Source organism: Nocardioides cynanchi, assembly GCF_008761635.1.
GTDB classification, from domain to species: Bacteria; Actinomycetota; Actinomycetes; order Propionibacteriales; family Nocardioidaceae; genus Nocardioides; species Nocardioides cynanchi.
Window position 1 is genome coordinate 432333 of sequence record NZ_CP044344.1, and the last position, 17513, is coordinate 449845.

Here is a 17513-nt window from a genome sequence, read left to right on the forward strand (position 1 = left end):
CGCTCGGTCGGTAGGGTTCCGTCACGTGTCCCTGCTGATCTGCGGCTCCATCGCCACCGACCACCTGATGTCCTTCGCGGGACGCTTCAAGGACTCGCTCGTCGTCGAGCAGCTGGACAAGATCTCGCTGTCCTTCCTGGTCGACGACCTCGAGATCCGGCGCGGGGGAGTGGCTCCCAACATGTGCTTCGGCCTCGGCCGCCTCGGGCTGCGCCCGGTGCTGGTCGGAGCGGCCGGCGAGGACTTCACCGACTACCGGAGCTGGCTGGAGCGGCACGGCGTGGACTGCTCCTACGTCCACATCTCCGAGACCCGGCACACCGCCCGCTTCGTGTGTACGACGGACAGCACCATGGCGCAGTTCGCCTCGTTCTACCCCGGAGCGATGAGCGAGTCCCGGCTGATGGAGCTCGCCCCGATCGTGGCCCAGGTCGGTGCCCCCGACTTCGTGCTGATCGCGGCCGACGACCCCGAGGGCATGCTCCGGCACACTCGCGAGTGCCGGCAGCGCGGCTACCGCTTCATCGCCGACCCGAGCCAGCAGCTCGCCTTCAGCGAGGGCGGTCTGATCCGCGACCTGATCGACGGCGCGACGTACCTGTTCTCCAACGAGTACGAGTCGGCCATGATCGAGGCCAAGACCGGCTGGTCGGGTGCGGAGATCCTCGACCGGGTGGGCACCCAGGTGACCACCCTCGGCGCCGATGGCGTCCGGATCCTGGCCCGTGACGCCGCTCCGATGGAGGTCAAGGCCGCATCAGGTGTCACCGCGGTCGAGCCGACCGGGGTCGGCGACGCCTTCCGCGCCGGCTTCCTGGCCGGGCTCGAGTGGGAGCTGGGCCACGAGCGCGCGGCGCAGGTCGGCTGCGTGCTCGCCGCGTACGTCGTCGAGACGGTCGGCACCCAGGAGTACTCCTTCACCGCCACCCAGTTCGTCGACCGGGTGCGCCGCTCCTACGGCGACGCCGCGGGCGACGAGATCGCCGCCCGGATCGTCGGCTAGAGCGACCGGCGTACGACGTAGCGCGGCACCCCGTCGTCGGCGGTCTCCTCGCCGACGTACTCGTGCCCGGTCATCCGGCACCAAGCGGCCACGTCGACCCGGGCCGCGGCGTCCGTGGTGACCACCGCTAGCAAACCTCCGGGCGCGACGTCGCCGAGGTGGCGAGCCAGCTCGATGATCGGCGCCGGACAGACCATCTCGCGACAGTCGAGCTCGATCACCGGACCCGCCCCCGGAGCTCGGCGACGACCCCGGGAAGGGCCGCCAGGAACAGCTCCACGTCCTCGGCGCTGGTGTCCCGGCCCACCGAGACCCGCACGTTGCCGTGGGTCAGCGCTCCCATCGCGGCGAGCACGTGGCTCGGCTCCAGCGTCGAGGCCGTGCAGGCAGAGCCGCTGGCCACGGCGAAGCCCCGCCGGTCCAGCTCGGTGACCAGCGCCTCGCCGTCGAGGTAGAGGCAGGAGAAGGTGACCAGGTGCGGCACCCGGTCGTCCGGGTCGCCCACCACCTCGGTCTCGGGGAGCGCCGCGGCGGCGGCGCGGACCCGGTCCACGAGGGCGCGCTGGCGGCGGTTCTCCGTGTCGCGGTCGGCGACCACGGCCTGCAGCGCAGCCGCGGCCGCGAAGATCGCCGGCACGTTCTCGAAGCCGGTGGCCCGCGGGTCGGTGCGGTCGTCGGCCGGGAAGGGCTCGCGCCACCTCGCCCCACGTCGTACGACGAGAACGCCGACGCCGGCGGGCCCACCCCACTTGTGCGCCGAGGCCGCGACGGCCGACCAGCCGTCGGGGAGCGGCATCCGCCCGGCCGAGGCGGACGCGTCGACGAGGAGCGGCACGTCGCCGACCCGCTCGGCGAGGGCCGCCACCGGCTGGATCGTGCCGACCTCGTGGTTGGCCGACTGGCAGGCCACGACCGTCGCCGACGTGACATCGACCTCGTCGAGGCGCAGCCGGCCCAGGTGGTCGACGGGAAGCACCCGGCTCGGGGCGCCCGACCACCGGGCTGCCTCGAGCACCGCCGAGTGCTCGACGGCGGTGTGCACGACGGTGTCGCCGCGGCGGCCGCCGCCGCGGTGCAGCCCGAGCAGCCCCCGGTGCACGGCATCGGTCCCGGAGGCCGTGAAGGTCACCTCGTCGGCGCGCACGCCGAGGGCCTCGGCGGTCACCGCGCGGGCGTTGTCGAGCAGCAGGCGGGCCGTCCGGCCCTCGTGGTGCAGCCGGCGCGGATCGGCGTACGACCCGTCCAGCGCAGCCACCCAGGCCTTCCGCGCCGCGGGGTGCAGGGCCTCGCCGGACGCGGTGTCCAGGAAGACCCGGTCCGCGGCCGGCCGACGGCGCTCGGGAGGCGACACGGGGCCCAACCTAACCGGGCGGCGTGCCGGGTGACCCACCACCGCAAGTGGTTCCCCGTTCGGATAGTGTGCGGGCTGTTGGTGAACGCCGAGAGAAAGGCTCGTTCGTGGGTCGGCAAGTCCCTGCTTCCTCGGACGCAACACCTCGTCGTACTCCCAGTCGGGGGACCGGCAGCCGGGTCGGGCTCGTCCTGGTGTCGCTGCTGCTTCTCGTCGCGCTCACCGGCTGCTCGGGACAGACGCAGCACGAGTGGTCCAACCTCGCCATGCCCGACCCCGCGACCTCCCAGGGCGAGCACGTCTTCATGCTCTGGCGCTGGGCCTGGGTCGCCGCGCTGGCCACCGGCGCCATCACCTGGGGCCTGATCTTCTACGCCATCTGGCGGTTCCGCCGTCGCAGCGACGACGAGGTTCCCGTGCAGACGCGCTACAACCTGCCGCTGGAGATCTTCTACACGATCGCGCCGATCGTGATGGTCGTGGTCTTCTTCGTGCACACCGAGCGCACGCAGAACCTCATCCGCGAGGACGTCCCGCCGCCCGACCTGACGGTGTACGTCGTGGGGCAGCAGTGGACGTGGACGTTCAACTACCTGCCCGGCGGCAAGGTGCCGACGCCCGGCAACCAGGTCCTCTACAGCGTCGGTGAGGCCGGCAGCCCTCCGACCCTCTACCTCCCGGTGGACAAGACCGTGGAGTTCAAGCTGCACTCGCCCGACGTGATCCACGACTTCGGGGTGCCGGGCTTCCTGGAGAAGATGGACGTCATCCCCGGGCCGGTCAAGGACGACAACCACTTCTCGGTCACCCCGACCGTGATCGGTGACTACCGCGGCAAGTGCTACGAGCTCTGCGGGGTCTACCACTCGCGGATGCTCTTCAACGTCAAGATCGTCAGCCAAGCCGACTACACGACGTACCTCCAGAGCCTCCAGACGCAGGGCAACGTGTCCGACCAGCCGCTGCTGGGCGGGATCACCTCCCAGACGCAGGCCGGCCTCGAGACGACCCCGGGAGCAGCCAAATGACGGCCACCACCGCGCCCACCACGATGGCGCGTCCGCGGCGCGAGCTCGGCAAGTCGATCGTCCGGGTGATCACGACGACCGACCACAAGGTGATCGGCAAGCTCTACCTCGCCACCTCGTTCGCCTGGTTCCTCGTCGGCGGGATCATGGCCCTGCTGATGCGCTCGGAGCTGGCCAACCCCGGCATGCAGTTCGTCAACGACGAGGTCTACAACCAGCTGTTCACGATGCACGGCACGATCATGCTGTTGCTGTTCGCGACGCCGCTGTTCTTCGGCTTCGGCAACGTCCTGATGCCGCTCCAGATCGGCTCGCCCGACGTCGCGTTCCCGCGGCTGAACATGTTCAGCTACTGGCTGTTCCTGTTCGGCGGGCTGATCGCGGGCTCGGGCTTCCTGACCCCGTCGGGTGCGGCCGACTTCGGCTGGTTCGCCTACACGCCGCTCTCGGACGCCGTCCGCTCACCGAGCGTGGGTGGTGACCTCTGGATCATGGGTCTGTGGATGGCGGGTCTCGGCACCATCCTCGGCGCGGTCAACTTCATCACCACGATCATCTGCATGCGTGCGCCCGGGATGACGATGTTCCGGATGCCGATCTTCGTGTGGAACACGATGGTCACCAGCCTGCTCGTGCTGGTCGCGTTCCCGGTGCTGGCCGGGGCCCTGCTGTCGCTGGAGGCCGACCGACAACTCGGGGCCCACGTCTTCGACACCAGTCACGGCGGCGCCATCTTGTGGCAGCACCTGTTCTGGTTCTTCGGGCATCCCGAGGTCTACATCATCGCGCTGCCGTTCTTCGGCATCGTCTCCGAGATCATCCCGGTCTTCAGCCGCAAGCCGATCTTCGGCTACGTCGGGCTGGTCGGCGCCACGCTCGGCATCGCGATCCTCTCGATCGCGGTGTGGGCCCACCACATGTTCGTCACCGGCAAGGTCGACCTCCCGTTCTTCTCCGGTATGACCTTCCTGATCGCGGTTCCGACGGGGGTCAAGTTCTTCAACTGGATCGGCACGATGTGGGGCGGTTCCATATCGTTCGACACCCCGATGCTCTGGACGCTCGGGTTCCTCACGACGTTCCTGTTCGGTGGCCTGACCGGCGTGATCCTGGCCAGCCCGCCGCTGGACTTCCACGTCTCCGACTCCTACTTCGTGGTCGCGCACTTCCACTACGTGGTCTTCGGGACGGTGGTGTTCGCGATGTTCGCGGGCTTCTACTTCTGGTGGCCGAAGATGACCGGGCGGATGCTGGACGAGCGGTTGGGCAAGGTCCACTTCTGGATGCTGTTCATCGGGTTCCACACCACCTTCCTGGTGCAGCACTGGCTGGGGGTGGAGGGCATGCCACGGCGGTACGCCGACTACCTCCCGCAGGACGGCTTCACGACGCTCAACCAGATCTCCACCGCGGGCGCGTTCCTGCTGGCGGCGTCGACGTTCCCGTTCCTCTACAACGTCTGGATCTCCCGCAACGCACCGCTCGTCGAGGTCGACGACCCCTGGGGCTGGGGACGGTCCCTGGAGTGGGCCACCAGCTGCCCACCACCGCGCCACAACTTCGAGTCGATCCCGCGGATCCGCTCGGAGTCGCCGGCCTTCGACCTGCACCACCCGGAGATCGCAGCCATGGAGATGGAGCAGAACGACGCCCTCGGCGAGACCAACGTGGTCGACGCGCCCAGCGTGGACGGCCGTGAGGAGCACCTGCGCGAGCAGATGGACGGGGGCGACGAGCAGTGAAGGTCGAGGCCTGGATCTTCGGCATCACCACGGCGTTCTTCGTCGTGGTCAGCCCGGCGTACTGGCTGATCGCCGGTGACTGGACCGGCACGTCGGCACTGGTGATGACCACCCTGCTGGCCGCGATGGTGACCCTCTACCTCGGTTTCCACGCCGCCAAGATGGAGCCGCGACCGGAGGACCGCAAGGACGCCGAGATCGCCGACGGCGCCGGCGAGCTCGGGTTCTTCCCGCCGTACTCCTGGTGGCCGTTGTGGTGCGCCGGCGCCCTCGCGGTGATCGTGTACGCCGTGGCGATGGCCGCGTGGTGGCTGGTGATCATCGGCTTCGGGCTGGGCGCGCTGGCGCTGTCCGGCTTCGTGTTCGAGTACTACCGCGGCGAGCACGCCCACTGAGGCCCTGTCCGGGGCTCTTCACAACCGTTCCGGGGTCCGGCACGTCCTAGTGGTGGGTGGTCTCCGACCGCTCGGCGATTCCCGTCCCCCGTGGGGTGCCGGGTTAGTCTGAGGTGTCCGTCTTTACCTTCGGGGAGTTCGATGTCGTTCTTGCGTGTGCGCGCCCTTGCGGTGGCGCTGGGGTGTGCCGGGGTGGTCCTGGCCGGCTGTGGCACGGGCAGTGGCTCGTCGCCACAGAGTGCCGGTGGACCCACCAAGGGAGTCCACACGACGCCCAGCAGCCAGGCTCCGGTGGTCGGTGCGGTGGCCAGCAACATCGCGCGCGGGGCGACCGGTGTGCCCGTCGACCGAGTGGTCAAGGTGAAAGCCGACCACGCGACGCTCGACTCGGTCACGGTGACCTCCAAGGCCGGCTCGGTGCCGGGCAAGCTCTCGGCCGACCAGACGTCGTGGACAGCCGGCGCCCTGCTCGAGCCCGGTACGTCGTACACCGTGCGGGCGGCGGCCACGACCGACGCCGGTGACGCGCTCAACCGGATCAGCCACTTCCGGACGGCCGCGCTGACCCTGGACCAGCAGACCTTCCCGTCGATCACGCCCCTGGACGGCCAGACCGTCGGGGTGGGGATGCCGGTGATCGTGCACTTCGACGTGCCGGTCACCGACCACGCCTCGATCGAGAAGCACCTGCAGGTCGTCTCCGCGCCCGCCCAGAGGGGTAGCTGGCACTGGATCAGCGACACCGAGGTGCACTGGCGTCCGGCGACGTACTGGAAGGCCGGCACCCAGGTCACGGTGAACACCGACATCAACAGCGTGCCTGCGGGCAACGGGATCTTCGGCCAGCTCGACCGGCAGATCCACTTCACGGTCGGCGACGCGCACATCTACAAGGTGAACGCGAAGACCGACCAGCTGCGGGTCTTCAGCAACGGCCAGCTGCTGCGCACGATCCCGGTGACCACCGGCATGCCCGGCTTCACCACCCGGTCCGGGGTCAAGGTGATCGTGGAGAAGGACCGGCGCACCCGGATGAACTCCGAGACGATCGGCATCGACCCCAACAGCCCGAACGGCTACGACCTGAACAACGTCGAGTTCGCGATGCGGATGACGTTCTCCGGGGAGTTCCTGCACGCTGCGCCGTGGTCGGTGGCCTACCAGGGTCACTCGAACGTCTCGCACGGCTGCACCGGCATGAGCACCTCCAACGCCGGCTGGCTCTACCACCTGAGCCGGGTCGGCGACGTGGTCGAGACCACGGGCACCGACCGCCCGATGACGCTCACCAACGGCTACGGCGACTGGAACGAGTCCTTCAAGACCTACGCCCAGGGCTCCGCCCTCCACTGACTCGGCACAAACAGGCAGCCAGAACACGCCGAGTCGGCACAAACAGGCAGCCAGAACACGTCGAGTCGGCACCCAGGGGCAGCGATCTCGAGGCGTCGTCCACAGGGCGCGAGCCGAGTCGGTTGGTGCACTGCCGGCCCGGGCATCCCAGCTGCATGTACTCCTGGCCCTCCGCCTACCTGACCACCGCGGCGCGCGTGCCCGTCGACCGTCCGTTCACCACACGGTGGGCGCGGAAGCAGGGTGTGGATCCTCGGCGGCTCCGCGCGTGGGTGCGCGACGGCCTCCTCGTGGCGCCCGTGCACGGCGTCTTGTACGCCGCCCAGCTCGAGGACTCCCTGGACCTCCGTCTGGAGTGTCTGCGACTCGTCGTTCCCGCGAAGGCCGTCGTGACCGACCGGACCGCTGCCTGGCTCCATGGCGCACCGATGGTCCTCGAGCCCAACGCGCATCTCCAGCTACCGCCGCTGGACCTGTACCTGCCTCCCGGTGGGCGGATCCGACGCGGACTCGTCCGCAGCGGTCAACGCCAGCTCCTGGCATCGGAGATCGAGGAGATCGGCGGCCTCCGGGTCACCACACGGCGGCGCACGATGTGCGACCTCGGGATGCACCTGCCTCGCCGCCAAGCGTTCGCCGCCATGTGCTCGATGCTGAAGGTTGCTGACTTCACCCTGGACGACATCAGGCTCCAGGCTGATGGTCGGTTCAAGGGTCACCGCTGGGTGTGCCAGCTGCGTGACCTGACGCCCCTGTGCGATCCGCGGCTTGCCTCACCCGGTGAGTGCAACCTGGCCCTGATCTGGCACGACACTCCCGGCCTGCCGCCCTTCGAACCGCAGTTCCAGGTGGCCGGGCCGCGTGGCTCGTTCTACCTGGACTTCGCCGTTCCGGAGCTGAGGTACGCCGCGGAGTACGACGGGGAGGAGTACCACGGCCAGGACCGTGCCGAGGCGGACTCCTCGCGACGCGCGTGGCTGGAGGAGACCGATGGCTGGATGTTCGGCATCTTCGTGGCCGCAGATGTCCGCGGGACGGGCCACGTCGCCTCCGACCGCCTGACCCGCGACATCGCCGAGGCGCGCCGTACGCTTCGAAGTCGTCGCCGCGTCATCAGGTGAGGGATCGGCCGCGCGCCTCTCTGCGCCGACTCGGCTGCCTCCGCGTGTCTCTTTGTGCCGACTCGGCCGCCTGCGCGTGTCTCTTTGTGCCGACTCGGCCGCCTGCGCGTGTCTCTTTGCGCCGACTCGGCGGCCTGCGCGTGTCTCTTTGCGCCGACTCAGTGGGAGCGGAGGGGGACGTCCGGGGTGTCGCGCAGGGCGTGGTCGTCGAACTCGTGACCCGACGCCGGGTGGTCGAGGCCGGCCTCGAGCTCGCGGGCGTGCTCGGCGTGATGCCGGGCCTCCTCGAGCTCCTCGGCGGTCGGCTTCTGCACGTTGTCGGCGTACATCGCCCGCGAGAGACGCGCCCGCACCCGGCCGGCGCGGGTGCCGGGGGCGACCACGCCGTTCTCGTCGGTGTCGGCCTCGGGGACGTACACCTCGTCGCGCTGCCGGGCGGTGAGCGTGTAGGCGCTGGCCTCGCTGATCGGTAGGTGGCGCTCGGTGTACCCGCCCTCGGCCGAGCGCATGATGATGCCGCTCTCGTAGCCGTGTAGCAGGCGGTCGTTGTCGGCGCGCTGCAGCCCGATGCACCAGCGCCGGGTGATGAAGAACGCGATCGGCGGCACGATGAAGATCGCGGCCCGCATGAAGTAGGTGATGTGGTTGATCGACGAGTGGAACGTGATCGCGATGATGTCGTTGCCGCCCGCGGCCCAGAAGAGCCCGTAGAGCGTCATCAGCGCCACCATGGTGGCGGTGCGGGTCGGGGCGTTGCGCGGCCGCTGGAGCAGGTGGTGGTTGCGCTTGTCACCGGTGATCCACGACTCGATGAAGGGCAGCATCAGCAGCACCGTGAACATCACCCCGGGCAGCACCTGGATCGGCAGCAGCACGTTCCAGGAGATGGTGTGGCCCCAGATGTGGGTCTCCCAGTTGGGCATGATCCGCAGGGCGCCGTCGGGCCAGCCCATGTACCAGTCGGGCTGGGATCCCGCGGTCACCTTGGTCGGGTCGTAGGGCCCGAACTTCCAGACCGGGTTGATCGAGAGCAGCGCACCCATCAGCGCGGTGACCCCGAAGACCATGAAGAAGAACCCGCCGGCCTTGGCCATGTAGACCGGCAGCATCGGGTAGCCGACGACGTTCTCCTCGGTGCGACCGGGGCCGGGCCACTGGGTGTGCTTGTGGAAGACCAGCAGCAGCATGTGCGCGCCGATCAGGGCCAGCAGCAGACCCGGGATCAGCAGCACGTGGACGGTGTAGAGGCGCGGGATGATCGACTCACCCGGGAACTCGCCGCCGAACAGGAAGAAGTCCATGTAGGTGCCGACCACCGGCGTCGCCTTGATGAAGCCGTCGGCGGCGCGGATCCCGGTGCCGGAGAGCAGGTCGTCCGGCAGGGAGTAGCCCGTGAAGCCCTCGAGGGTGCCGAGGAGCAGCAGGATGCAGCCGATCACCCAGTTCAGCTCGCGAGGCTTGCGGAACGCGCCGGTGAAGTAGACCCGCAGCAGGTGGATCATCATCGAGCCGACGAAGAGCATGGCCGCCCAGTGGTGCATCTGCCGCATCAGCAGACCGCCGCGCACGTCGAACGAGAGGTGCAGCGTCGAGGCGAAGGCCTCGGACATGGGGACGCCCCGGAGCGCGGCGTACGAGCCCTGGTACGTCGTCTCGCCCATGCTGGGCGTGAACCACAGGGTCAGGAACACACCGGTCAGCAGGAGGACGACGAAGCTCCACAGGGCGATCTCGCCGAGCATGAAGGACCAGTGGTCGGGGAAGACCTTGCGCAGGTTCTTCTTGGCCAGCGTCGCCAGGCCGAGCCGGTCGTCGGCCCAGGTGGCCGCGGCACCCGCCTTGCTCGACTTCTGGGCGGTGGCCGGCTTGTCGCGGTTGGTCGAGGCGATCTTGCTGGTGTCCAGTGACATCTCAACCACGCTCCCAGAAGCTAGGTCCGACCGGTTGGGTGAAGTCGCGCCGTGCGGCGAGGTACCCCTGTTCGTCCACCGTGAGCTCGAGCTGGGGCAGCGCCCGGGCAGCCGGCCCGAACAGCACCCGGCCGCTGTCGGCCAGGTCGAAGGTCGACTGATGGCACGGGCAGAGCAGGTGGTGGGTGGTGCGCTCGTTCAGCGAGATGGGGCAGCCGACGTGGGTGCAGATCTTGGAGTAGCAGACGATGCCGTCGACCGACCAGTTCCTGGTCTGCGCCGACACGATCTCCTGCGGGTTCATCCGGTGCAGGATCACCGCGGCCTTGGCGGTGGCGGCGATGCGCTCGGTGCCGTCCACGATCGGCTGCTGGTTGTCGTCGACGGCGAAGAGGATCTCCGGCTCGGCGTTGACCAGGTCGCCGACCTCGAGGTCGGTGAGCTTGATCGGAGTGCCGATCACGTCGCGTACGACGCGCTGGAGGGTCCGACCCTGGGTCTTCCACCACGCCTGCTCGGCAGGCGTCCAGGTGTCGAGGTCCCAGATGGTGTGGTCGAGCTTGTCACCGGGGAGCGGGCCGAGGTCGCGCAGCATGATCACCGGGACCAGGCCGAGCACGCCGCCGGCGGCCAACAGGGTGTTGCGGATCAGGGGACGACGACCCAGTCCGGACTCCTCGAGACCGGTCTGGAGGATGCCGACGGTGGCCTCGCGGTCCTCCTGCGGGGAGGCGGCCGGGTGGCGCATCTCCACGATCTCGTGGTCGGCCATCAGCTTGCGGGCCCACTGGATGATGCCCGCGCCCATGGCGAGCAGGGTCAGCGACAGGCACAGGCCGAGAGCGAGGTTGGAGGCGCCGAAGTGGCCGATGGTGTCGGGGTTGTCGCCCACCTGGAAGACGACGTACGAGGCGATGAAGAGGACGACGCCGAGGATCGCGAGCAGGAAGAGCCCCGCGACCTGACGCTCCGCGCGCCGCTCGGCCTTGGGGTCGACGTCGGTCGGCCGCCACTGGTGCGGAGCCAGACCGGGGTTGGGCAGCGGCTCCTCGACCCGGGCGGGGGTGTGTCCCTCGTCGGCCGTCGCGTCGCCGTGGTGGGTGACGTCAGGAAGCGTGTCGCTCATGCCTGGACCTTCGCCTTCGTCCTCGACGTGCGGGCGGTGTGGGCCGCGATCCAGGTGGCGACGCCGACGAGACCGCCGATGCCCACCAGCCACGCGGCCAGGCCCTCACTGACCGGCCCGATGCCACCGAGGCCGAATCCTCCGTAGTCGGGGCTGTCCTTGAGGGACTGGAGGTAGGCGATGATGTCGCGCTTCTCGGCCGGCGAGAGGTTGCCGTTGGAGAAGTTGTCCATCGCCTGGGGACCGGTCAGCATCGCCTCGTAGATGTACTTGGGCTCGACGCCGAGGATCTTGGGGGCGTAGCCGCCCTGCGGCATCGCACCGCCTGCGCCCTCGAAGTTGTGACAGGCCGTGCAGTTGGTCCGGAAGATTAGCCCGCCCTGGACGATCATCTCCTGGCGCGCGGCGGGCGACAGCCCGTCGAGGCTGTAGTCCTGGGTGGTGGGGATCTCCGGGCCGGGGCCGAGGGAGGCGACGTACGCCGCCATGTCCGCGATCTCCTGCGGCGTGTAGGCGACTTCCTTCTGCGGGATCTGGGCGCCGGGCTGCGCGACCGGCATCCGGCCGGTGCCGACCTGGAAGTCGACCGCGGCGGCGCCGACCCCGACCAGCGAGGGGCCGAGCTGGTTGCCGTCGAGGGTCTTCACGCCCTGGCCGCTCTGGCCGTGGCAGAAGGAGCAGCCGACCAGGAAGAGCTTGCGGCCCGAGGCGATCTGCGCCGCGCTGTTGTCGGTCTGCGCCGAGGCGGGGGAGAAGGCGGAGTAGAGGCCGCCGGTCAGCAGGAGCCCCAGCAGCAGGACGAGCAGACCCGCGACGGGGCCGCGACGGTGCCGGGAGAGTCGTCCGAGGGAGCGATCCAGGAGGCGCACAGTCTGTCCTTGAGGGGTCACTTGATGAGGTAGATGGTCGCGAACAGTCCGATCCACACCACGTCGACGAAGTGCCAGTAGTACGACACGACGATGGCGGTGACCGCCTGCTCGTGGGTGAACCGCTTGGCCAGGAAGGTGCGCCCGAGCACGAAGAGGAACGCGATCAGGCCGCCGGTGACGTGGAGGCCGTGGAAGCCGGTGGTGAGGTAGAACATCGACCCGTAGCCGGAGCTCGGGATCGTGATGCCCTCCTTGACCAGCGAGGCGTACTCGGTGGCCTGGCCACCGATGAACACCGCGCCCATGATGTAGGTCAGCACGAACCACTCGCGCAGGCCCCAGCCTTTGACCTGGAAGACCGATCCGGTGCGGCCGACCTGGCCGCGCTCGGCCGCGAAGACACCGAGCTGGCAGGTCGCCGAGGACAGCACCAGGATCGTGGTGTTGACCGAGGCGAACGGCACGTTCAGGTGCGAGGTGCTCTGCGCCCACAGGTCGGGGCTCACCGAGCGGATGGTGAAGTACGACGCGAAGAGGGCAGCAAAGAACATCAGCTCACTGGAGAGCCAGATGATCGTCCCGACGCTGACCATGCTCGGGCGGTCGTGGTGTCCGTGGAGCCGTGAGGCCGGGATCGTCGTCGAAGCTGTCGCCACGGTCGCCATTATGTCCCGAGCCTCCTCGGGTGGGCACCCCGACCCCCTCGGGGTGGACGACATATTCTCGACGTCGTGATCCCCGCCGTTCTGCTGCACGTCTCGGAGGGCCAGGACGCGCTCGCGCGCTTCACCCCGAGCCGAGTCTTCACGACGTGGGATCCGCTGTCACCGGCCGCGCTGCTGGTCGTGCTGACGGCCGCGCTCTACCTCTGGGGCGTCGTCGTGCTGCGACGACGTGGCGACTCCTGGCCCCTGGGCCGGACCATCTCGTTCGTGGTCGTCGGCATGGGCAGCGCCGCGGTGGCCACGGTGTCCGGCCTGGCGGCGTACGACGACACCCTGCTCAGCGTGCACATGGTCCAGCACATGATCCTGACCATGCTGGTGCCGCTGGCGATGGCGCTGGGAGCCCCGGTCACGCTCGCGCTGCGCACCCTGCCGAAGCGGCCGCGCCGCTGGCTGCTCGCCGTCCTGCACTCACGGGTGGCCCGGGTGCTGTCCTTCCCGCCGCTGACCTTCACCCTCTACGTGATCACGCCGTGGGCGCTCTACTTCAGCGGCTGGTACGCCGCCACCCTGCACAACGACTACCTGCACGAGATGAGCCACCTGCACCTGGTGCTCGTCGGCTCCCTGTTCTTCTGGCCGCTGATGGGTATCGACCCGCTGCCGGGCCGGATCACCTACCCCGCCCGGATGATGCTGGTCGTTCTCACCCTGCCGTTCCATGCCTTCCTCGGCATCACGATCATGACCCAGGAGCGACTGCTCGGGGGCTCGTGGTACCCGGCCCTGCACCACGGTCCGATGGCCGCCTGGCTGCCCGACCCGCACACCGACCAGCAGCTGGCCGGCGGCATCCTGTGGAGCTCGGGCGACGCGATCGGGCTGGTCTTCTTCGGAGTGCTCTTCGTGCAGTGGGTGCGGTCCTCCATGCGCGAGGCGGTCCGTGAGGACCGCCGCCTCGACCTGCTCGAGGCGCGGGAGGCGAAGCAGGTGCAGGAGCGCGCTGCCGCAGCGGGCGTGGGCCGTCCGGTCGCCGGCGATCCCGACCGGTAGCCTGCTGCTCGTGAACGACTCCCACGCGGCCGGGCCCCGCACGTTGCGGGTCCTCGTCTACAGCGACGACATGGACGTCCGCCAGCAGGTCATCCTCGCCCTGGGTCGCCGGCCGCATCCCGACCTGCCCGAGCTGACCTACGTCGAGGTCGCGACCGAGCCCGTCGTGATCGCGAACATGGACGCCGGCGGCATCGACCTGGCGATCCTCGACGGCGAGGCCGTGCCCGCCGGCGGCATGGGAATCGCCAAGCAGCTCAAGGACGAGATCTACCGCTGCCCTCCGGTCCTCGTGCTCACCGGTCGCCCCCAGGACGCCTGGCTGGCGACGTGGTCACGGGCCGAGGCGGCCGTGCCGCACCCGATCGACCCGGTCCAGCTGGCCGAGGCCGTGATCGGCCTGCTGCGCTCGCGCGTGCCCGCCACCTCCTGACCACGATGAGCCCCACCTGGCCGGAGGTCCTCGGCGCACTCGTGCAGGGTCGTGACCTCTCCACCGACCAGACCGCTTGGGCGATGGGGGAGGTCCTCGCCGGCGCCGCGACGCCGGCCCAGATCGCCGGGCTGGCGGTCTCCCTGCGCGCCAAGGGCGAGACCATCGACGAGGTCACCGGCTTCCTCGACGCGATGTACGACGTGGCGACGCCTATCGCGATCCCCGGCCGGGCACTGGACGTCGTGGGCTCCGGTGGCGACCGCTCGATGAGCGTGAACATCTCCACGATGGCCGCGATCGTGGCCGCGGGTGCGGGGGCCCGCGTGGTCAAGCACGGCAACCGGTCGGCCTCCAGCCAGGCCGGCTCGGCCGACGTGCTCGAGGCCCTCGGCATCCGGCTCGACCTGCCTCCCGACCGCGTCGCCCGGATGGCAGAGGAGGTCGGCATCACGTTCTGCTTCGCGGCGGCGTTCCACCCGGCCCTGCGCCACGCCGCCGTACCCCGGCGCGAGCTGGGCATCGCCACGACGTTCAACATCCTCGGGCCGCTGGCCAACCCGGTGAAGCCGGCCGCGCAGGCCATCGGCTGCGCCGACGCGCGGATGGCGCCGGTGATGGCCGGTGTGCTGGCGCGCCGGGGCGTCGACGCCTGGGTGTTCCGTGGGGACGACGGCCTCGACGAGCTGACCACGACCACCACGTCCCGGGCCTGGCTCGTGCACGACGGCATCGTGACGCCGTCGGTGGTCGACCCGGCGGCGCTCGGCATCGCGCCGGCCCGTCCGGAGGACCTGCGCGGTGGCGACGTCCACCACAACGCCGACGTCGTACGACGCACCATGGCCGGGGAGTCGGGGCCGGTCCGCGACGCCGTCCTGCTCAACGCCGCGGCCGCGCTGGCCGTCTACGACCACCCGGCGCTGTCGGTGGAGGAGGCCCTGCCCGAGGCCTTCCAGCGGGCCACGGCTGCGGTCGACTCCGGCGCCGCGGCGGCGCTGCTCGACCGCTGGGTCGCCGCCTCAGCCGGCTGAGGAGAAGCCCGGCGCCACCGGGCTCTCCGTGGTCACCCACGTGCGCGGCGCGCGCAGCATCACCACGGTGGGCGAGCTGTGCACCACCCGCCAGTGCTCCTGGTCGGTGAGGGCATAGGCCAGCCGCGAGTAGGTGCGGATCACCGCGACCCGGGCGCCGGTCCCGCGCAGGGACTGGTCCCAGCCGGGGTCGAGGACGAGCAGGCCGTTGTTGCGGGTGAGCTCGGCGGTGGTGAACGTGTCGCCGTACCCGTGCATCAGCAGGTCGAGCTGCGGGTATCGCCACATGTAGTAGCCACCCCAGCTCCAGTCGTCGAGCACCTTGGTGCCCGCGGGCAGCCCGCTCAGCGCCGGGTCGAGCCAGCGTGGCTCGGCGGGCAGGTCGTCGGCGGTGTGGGGGACGACGACCGCCAGCACGGCCAGGGCGAGCAGCGAGGCTGCGGCCACCGTGAGCCGCTCACCCCTCCCGGCCGGCGTACGACGTGCCAGCAGGTCCTGCACCGGCCCGGCTGCGAGGGGCACGACCATCGCGGCCGCGACCGGGACGGTCCGCAGCGAGTAGACCGCGAAGCCGCCCGCCAGCACGACGAGGAGGATCTCGGTCCAGGAGTTGTGCGACCGCTTCCACATCGCGGCCGCGGTCGATGCCAGGAGCAGCCCGACGGTCAGCGTGGAGCTGGTCGTGAAGTCGGGCGGGTCCCACTCCTCGAAGAACGAGGATCGTGAGCCGACCGCGAGCACAGCGGTGTAGAGCGCCGGGCCGACCGGGGTCAGGGCGGCGGCGACCGCCGAGGCGAGCGGGACCGCCAGCGCCTTGAGCACCAGAGGTCGCGGCGCGCGGTCGAGGGCCAGGCCGGCGACGGCGACGACGCCGATCACCAGGGCGACCGGCCACATCCCGTGCAGCATCCCCCAGAGCCAGGTGACCGCCACCAGCCACCACCGCGGGCGCCCGTCGTGACAGGTCCGGAGCCAGGCCGCGGTGACCACGACGACCAGCAGGTAGCTGAGCACCTGCGGCCGCATCGACAGGCCGGTCTGCATGCCGAAGAGCGCCAGCCCGGTCAGGGAGACGGCGACGAACGGGTTCGCCCGGCGACGTGCGGCGACGTACAGGGTCACGAAGAGGGCGATCTCCATCAACCCGGACAGCCACGCCAGCCCGGGCAGGCCGAACCACTGCTCGGTGCGTGCCATCACGATCTCGGGCAGCCACTGCGTGGGCACCCACGGGCGGGTGGCGAAGGTGCTCACGCTGCCCGGATGGCGCAGCGACCAGCCGTCGAGGAACTCCTGGCCGAAGCGGAGGTGGAAGTAGGTGTCGGTGTTGGTCAGCGGCTGTGCGCAGTTGACCACCAGTGAGACCAGCACGATGAGGAGGACCAGCACGGAGCCGACCGTCGGCGCGGCCGCCCGGGCCCGGCCGCGCAGGCCAGGGCTCGTCGCGGGCAGGGCTGGCATGAGTGGAGCCTAGGTGCAGCCGGTCACGGCTCCGTGACGAAGTCGATCAGCTCCTCGACCCGCCCGAGCAGGGCCGGCTCGCAGTCGGCGTACGACGTCACCCGCGACAGGATGTGCTGCCAGGCCCGGGCGATGTCCGCCTGGTCGCGGTGCGGCCAGCCAAGGCGCTGGCAGACGCCCTTCTTCCACTCCTCGGAGCGCGGCACCTGCGGCCAGGCCTCGAGACCGAGCCGGGCCGGCTTGACCGCGGCCCAGACGTCGACGAAGGGGTGCCCCACGATGAGCACGTCGCGGCCGGCCGGCGAGCGGCGGATCGAGTCGGCGATCCGGCTCTCCTTCGAGCCGCGGACGAGATGGTCGACCAGCACCCCGATCCGGCGCCCGGGTCCGGGGCGGAACTCCCGCAGGTGGTCGGCGAGGTCGTCGACACCCCCGAGGAACTCCACGACGACGCCCTCGACCCGCAGGTCGTCGCCCCACACCTTCTCGACCAGCTCGGCGTCGTGCCGGCCCTCGACGAAGATCCGGCTCTCGCGTGCCACCCGGGCCCGCTGCCCGGTCACCGCGACCGATCCCGAAGCGGTCCGACGCGGCCCGGGCGACTGTCCGACGGGGGCAGGTAGGGTCACCGGCGCGGTCAGGACGACGGGGCGGCCCTCCAGGAGGAAGCCGGGGCCGAGCGGGAAGGTCTTGCGGCGTTCGCGGCGGTCGGCCAGCGTGAGCACGCCGAGGTCGCGGTCGACCGACACGATCTCGCCGCACCAGCCGGTGATGACCTCCTCGACCACGAGTCCCACCGTGGCCTCCGCCGGCACCGCGCGACCGCGAGCGGGGGCGCGCCAGTCGGTGCCGAGGACGTCGTTCCCGTAGCGGTCGTTGCTCACCGCGCCACGGTAGGCGGCCGGTCGGCCCGAGCAGATCCGGACGCGCCGGGTCAGTCGGACCGCTCGGAGGACGCCTCCGACG

17 protein-coding genes are annotated in these 17513 nt (G+C 70.3%); 9 read left to right on the forward strand and 8 right to left on the reverse strand.

Annotated elements, in window-relative coordinates:
- Positions 1 to 25: 25 nt before the first annotated feature.
- Positions 26 to 1003 (forward strand): carbohydrate kinase family protein, encoded by a 978-nt coding sequence (locus tag E3N83_RS02300; RefSeq protein ID WP_151081791.1) that lies wholly within the window; start codon positions 26 to 28, stop codon positions 1001 to 1003.
- On the opposite strand, the gene E3N83_RS02305 is transcribed toward E3N83_RS02300, so the two are convergent.
- Together E3N83_RS02305 and E3N83_RS02310 are read right to left on the reverse strand one after the other, a co-directional pair.
- A complete protein-coding gene (locus E3N83_RS02305) occupies positions 1000 to 1224 on the reverse strand; it encodes a sulfurtransferase TusA family protein (RefSeq protein WP_272950284.1) in 225 nt (74 codons plus the stop codon). The genes E3N83_RS02300 and E3N83_RS02305 overlap by 4 nt on opposite strands.
- Positions 1221 to 2354, reverse strand: a complete 1134-nt coding sequence (locus E3N83_RS02310) for a cysteine desulfurase family protein (RefSeq protein WP_151081792.1) — start codon at positions 2352 to 2354, stop codon at positions 1221 to 1223. Before E3N83_RS02310 ends, E3N83_RS02305 begins: the two co-directional genes overlap by 4 nt.
- 194 nt (positions 2355 to 2548) lie before the next feature.
- Here E3N83_RS02310 and ctaC point away from each other — a divergent pair, with 194 nt between their 5' ends.
- The 5 genes from ctaC to E3N83_RS02335 all read left to right on the forward strand — a co-directional run bounded on the left by ctaC (position 2549) and on the right by E3N83_RS02335 (position 7993).
- Positions 2549 to 3382: an aa3-type cytochrome oxidase subunit II gene (gene ctaC, locus E3N83_RS02315; RefSeq protein ID WP_238343030.1), complete on the forward strand. Its 834-nt coding sequence runs from the start codon at positions 2549 to 2551 to the stop codon at positions 3380 to 3382.
- Entirely contained in the window at positions 3379 to 5124 is a 1746-nt protein-coding gene (ctaD, locus tag E3N83_RS02320; RefSeq protein ID WP_151081794.1) for an aa3-type cytochrome oxidase subunit I, read from the forward strand. The genes ctaC and ctaD overlap by 4 nt, the downstream gene beginning before the upstream one ends.
- Complete coding sequence (locus E3N83_RS02325) at positions 5121 to 5519, forward strand: cytochrome c oxidase subunit 4 (protein WP_151081795.1); 399 nt, start codon at positions 5121 to 5123, stop codon at positions 5517 to 5519. The genes ctaD and E3N83_RS02325 overlap by 4 nt, the downstream gene beginning before the upstream one ends.
- Before the next feature lie 141 nt (positions 5520 to 5660).
- A complete protein-coding gene (locus E3N83_RS02330; RefSeq protein WP_151081796.1) occupies positions 5661 to 6872 on the forward strand; it encodes a L,D-transpeptidase in 1212 nt (403 codons plus the stop codon).
- Between the two features lie 155 nt (positions 6873 to 7027).
- Complete coding sequence (locus tag E3N83_RS02335; RefSeq protein ID WP_151081797.1) at positions 7028 to 7993, forward strand: PDDEXK family nuclease; 966 nt, start codon at positions 7028 to 7030, stop codon at positions 7991 to 7993.
- Positions 7994 to 8151: 158 nt separating this feature from the next.
- Here E3N83_RS02335 and qcrB read toward each other — a convergent pair whose 3' ends face one another.
- Genes qcrB through ctaE form a run of 4 tightly spaced genes read right to left on the reverse strand, consistent with a single transcriptional unit; the run spans position 8152 to position 12566 of the window.
- The gene (qcrB, locus tag E3N83_RS02340; RefSeq protein WP_151081798.1) at positions 8152 to 9903 is read right to left on the reverse strand and encodes a cytochrome bc1 complex cytochrome b subunit; all 1752 of its coding nucleotides are present in this window, start codon (positions 9901 to 9903) and stop codon (positions 8152 to 8154) included.
- A gap of 1 nt (position 9904) precedes the next feature.
- A complete protein-coding gene (gene qcrA / locus E3N83_RS02345; protein ID WP_151081799.1) occupies positions 9905 to 11029 on the reverse strand; it encodes a cytochrome bc1 complex Rieske iron-sulfur subunit in 1125 nt (374 codons plus the stop codon).
- Positions 11026 to 11898, reverse strand: a complete 873-nt coding sequence (gene qcrC / locus E3N83_RS02350) for a cytochrome bc1 complex diheme cytochrome c subunit (protein ID WP_151081800.1) — start codon at positions 11896 to 11898, stop codon at positions 11026 to 11028. Before qcrC ends, qcrA begins: the two co-directional genes overlap by 4 nt.
- Before the next feature lie 17 nt (positions 11899 to 11915).
- Positions 11916 to 12566, reverse strand: a complete 651-nt coding sequence (gene ctaE / locus E3N83_RS02355) for an aa3-type cytochrome oxidase subunit III (protein WP_151081801.1) — start codon at positions 12564 to 12566, stop codon at positions 11916 to 11918.
- 66 nt (positions 12567 to 12632) lie between these two features.
- On the opposite strand from ctaE, the gene E3N83_RS02360 reads away from it, so the two are divergent.
- From E3N83_RS02360 to trpD, 3 genes are all read left to right on the forward strand, one after another.
- Positions 12633 to 13619: a cytochrome c oxidase assembly protein gene (locus E3N83_RS02360; protein ID WP_238343031.1), complete on the forward strand. Its 987-nt coding sequence runs from the start codon at positions 12633 to 12635 to the stop codon at positions 13617 to 13619.
- A 70-nt stretch (positions 13620 to 13689) separates the two neighbouring features.
- Complete coding sequence (locus E3N83_RS02365) at positions 13690 to 14052, forward strand: Rv3143 family two-component system response regulator (RefSeq protein ID WP_202879385.1); 363 nt, start codon at positions 13690 to 13692, stop codon at positions 14050 to 14052.
- A 5-nt stretch (positions 14053 to 14057) separates the two neighbouring features.
- The gene (gene trpD / locus E3N83_RS02370) at positions 14058 to 15086 is read left to right on the forward strand and encodes an anthranilate phosphoribosyltransferase (protein WP_151081802.1); all 1029 of its coding nucleotides are present in this window, start codon (positions 14058 to 14060) and stop codon (positions 15084 to 15086) included.
- On the opposite strand, the gene E3N83_RS02375 is transcribed toward trpD, so the two are convergent.
- On the reverse strand, positions 15075 to 16547 hold the full coding sequence (locus E3N83_RS02375) for a hypothetical protein (protein ID WP_151081803.1): 1473 nt from the start codon (positions 16545 to 16547) through the stop codon (positions 15075 to 15077). The two genes, trpD and E3N83_RS02375, sit on opposite strands and share 12 nt — an antisense overlap.
- A 23-nt stretch (positions 16548 to 16570) precedes the next feature.
- Positions 16571 to 17431 carry a DUF3097 domain-containing protein gene (locus tag E3N83_RS02380; protein WP_151081804.1) on the reverse strand — a complete coding sequence of 287 codons (861 nt, stop codon included), beginning with the start codon at positions 17429 to 17431 and terminating at the stop codon, positions 16571 to 16573.
- Between the last annotated feature and the right edge of the window lie 82 nt (positions 17432 to 17513).

What these genes read in the sequence shown, in the direction of transcription:
- ctaD (WP_151081794.1), top strand. Translation starts at nt 3,379, where the DNA reads ATGACGGCCACCACCGCGCCCACCACGATGGCGCGTCCGCGGCGCGAG.
- E3N83_RS02330 (WP_151081796.1), top strand. Translation starts at nt 5,661, where the DNA reads ATGTCGTTCTTGCGTGTGCGCGCCCTTGCGGTGGCGCTGGGGTGTGCC.
- E3N83_RS02335 (WP_151081797.1), top strand. Translation starts at nt 7,028, where the DNA reads ATGTACTCCTGGCCCTCCGCCTACCTGACCACCGCGGCGCGCGTGCCC.
- qcrB (WP_151081798.1), bottom strand. Translation starts at nt 9,903, where the DNA reads ATGTCACTGGACACCAGCAAGATCGCCTCGACCAACCGCGACAAGCCG.
- qcrA (WP_151081799.1), bottom strand. Translation starts at nt 11,029, where the DNA reads ATGAGCGACACGCTTCCTGACGTCACCCACCACGGCGACGCGACGGCC.
- ctaE (WP_151081801.1), bottom strand. Translation starts at nt 12,566, where the DNA reads ATGGCGACCGTGGCGACAGCTTCGACGACGATCCCGGCCTCACGGCTC.
- E3N83_RS02365 (WP_202879385.1), top strand. Translation starts at nt 13,690, where the DNA reads ATGGACGTCCGCCAGCAGGTCATCCTCGCCCTGGGTCGCCGGCCGCAT.
- trpD (WP_151081802.1), top strand. Translation starts at nt 14,058, where the DNA reads ATGAGCCCCACCTGGCCGGAGGTCCTCGGCGCACTCGTGCAGGGTCGT.
- E3N83_RS02375 (WP_151081803.1), bottom strand. Translation starts at nt 16,547, where the DNA reads ATGCCAGCCCTGCCCGCGACGAGCCCTGGCCTGCGCGGCCGGGCCCGG.